General features: G+C 39.3%; 3 protein-coding genes. All 3 read right to left on the bottom strand.

Translation table 11 applies throughout. The features are described from left to right. Positions 1-42: 42 nt before the first annotated feature. Genes HMPREF0367_RS09615 through HMPREF0367_RS09605 form a run of 3 tightly spaced genes read right to left on the bottom strand, consistent with a single transcriptional unit; the run spans position 43 to position 1,877 of the window. The gene (locus HMPREF0367_RS09615; protein WP_022356677.1) at positions 43-291 is read right to left on the bottom strand and encodes a hypothetical protein; all 249 of its coding nucleotides are present in this window, start codon (positions 289-291) and stop codon (positions 43-45) included. After that, a complete protein-coding gene (locus HMPREF0367_RS09610) occupies positions 266-703 on the bottom strand; it encodes a hypothetical protein (protein ID WP_035403743.1) in 438 nt (145 codons plus the stop codon). The genes HMPREF0367_RS09615 and HMPREF0367_RS09610 overlap by 26 nt, the downstream gene beginning before the upstream one ends. Before the next feature lie 25 nt (positions 704-728). Beyond that, positions 729-1,877 (bottom strand): DUF5104 domain-containing protein, encoded by a 1,149-nt coding sequence (locus tag HMPREF0367_RS09605; protein WP_081683684.1) that lies wholly within the window; start codon positions 1,875-1,877, stop codon positions 729-731. Between the last annotated feature and the right edge of the window lie 114 nt (positions 1,878-1,991).

The raw sequence follows: 1,991 nt of genomic DNA, 5'->3' as shown, positions 1-1,991 counted from the left end.
TGAGATATCCTTTTTGCCATTCTGTTTTTCTCAACTGCTTCATTATTTTTCCTTTGACAGCTTCGCAATTTTATCGATCTCAAAGAGGACCGGATTTTGATAATCCGTAGTTTCATCGACAAAACAGCGCACCATGCCTACCCAGTCAACATCAGGAAGTTCATCGCAAGATAGGATCTGCAACATAACATCATATATTTTTTTGATGCTTCCCGGATATTGTAACTGCGCAGGATAATCCAAGCGAAGCATCTGGATCACCTTCTCACAATGTTGTTTTATCTCTTCCATTGCGCACCTCATCTAACCACTTCAAAAAAATCTCACTGGAATCGATCCCTGTCTTTGCAGAACAGATACTGTTATATTGATATTTTGTGTCTATTTGACCGGTTTTACAGTCATATATCATTTTTAATTCTGTAGGAACAGGTTTTCCATAGTGGATGCATATTTCTTTTATCTTCTCAAGATCCGATTCCCCTAAATCCAGAAAATCCCATATTGTGTCTGTATCGGTTACTACATTATTGGTCGTTTTGATTTGACCGCCAATGTTGAAAAATGCATTAAAAGAAATACTGTTTTCTTCAATGGAACCATAGGCATAAACCTTATCGGCCTTGTTATCCGCGAATTCGACACACAGTGCAATGATTCGTGACTGTACATCCAGAAAATCATCTTCAAATACTTTGTTCACGTTGTTTTTCTCCTTAGATATTTCTCTAGCTTTTGTTGTATTCTCCTGACAAAAGCATTTCTCTTACTTCCTTATACGCCCCTGGCAGCACCTGAGAGAGTAAACCCGATGCTTCTATACGGAACACGGTTCCGTCTGCATATTCTATTGCCAGTACCATGGATTGAGGATCTGTGATTTCTTCTTCATCCGTTTTGGATTCCCAAGTGAAAACTTTGTACTTATCCAGTCCCTGCAAAATTTGTTGTCCATTACTATAATATCCTGCCTGTGTCTGATACAGATTGTCAAAGAGATACGCATCGGATGTTTGATATCGTCTATCCTGTAACAAATCATAATAGACACATTCTGTACTTGTATTCTTGTTTTCCATGAAAGCAATCGCAATTGCATCACGAGTAAAATCCGATGTACGGCTTTCTATATCGTCTTCAAGAAGATAACTCACATCGATCACTCGGCCCTTGTAATCTGGTTCGTATTCTTTCAGAAGCAAAGGTATATTGAGTGTATTCACATCTTCTTTCGTCACAGAGAAATCTTCAATAAACTGTTCGAGATCAACGCCGCTATACTGTTCTTTTGTAAGATCTGCTGCCTGGATCAGTTCTTCGGGAGTGATCTGCTTCTGTCTTGAGAGATCCTCTTCTCCCTCTTCAGTCACATAGATTCCTGGTCGCTGGTCCAAACTCCAGAGAAAATCCTCCTTGTCAAAGTTTTCTTCCGTAGTGATCTCTATTGCGGTAAGTCCTTCTTTATCTAGTTCTTCTCTGTGAAAAGGAATATAAGTATAGGCTATTTCATACTGCGCTTCATCCGTGATGATTGAATAATGCCCTCTCAGTTTTCGCCAGATCGTTTTTCCGTGTTCACTTTTTTCCTGAGAACTTGCATTTCCTTTCCAGCTTTCACATTCGCCTTGAAAAAAATCTATGAAGTCTTCTTCCTGTTCCGCTAAATTTAATGTACTATCCTTGGCATATGGCGAAAATAATTCTGTCAGACCCTCTGCATCTTCCTTTTCTACGCAAGCAATAATTTTTTCTATCATTTCATCAGCCAATTCTTCATCTGAACGAAATTCATTGGATGATCCGCTCCCGAAGAAAGTGCATCCATTCAGGCCGCACACTAAAGTGCAACATACCATAAACAATAGAATCTTCCTCATAACATTTTTCCCCTTGACTAATTCACTGTCACTTTCCCGCTGCCGGAGATCGCACACTCTGCTTCTTTGGTATAGATATCTTCCCGAAGCTTATCTAGCATTATAAGTGATGAA

Origin of the sequence: Faecalitalea cylindroides ATCC 27803, from assembly GCF_000469305.1 — a bacterium.
Lineage (GTDB): Bacteria > Bacillota_I > Bacilli_A > Erysipelotrichales > Erysipelotrichaceae > Faecalitalea > Faecalitalea cylindroides.
This window is presented reverse-complemented; position numbering and strand designations above follow the sequence as displayed.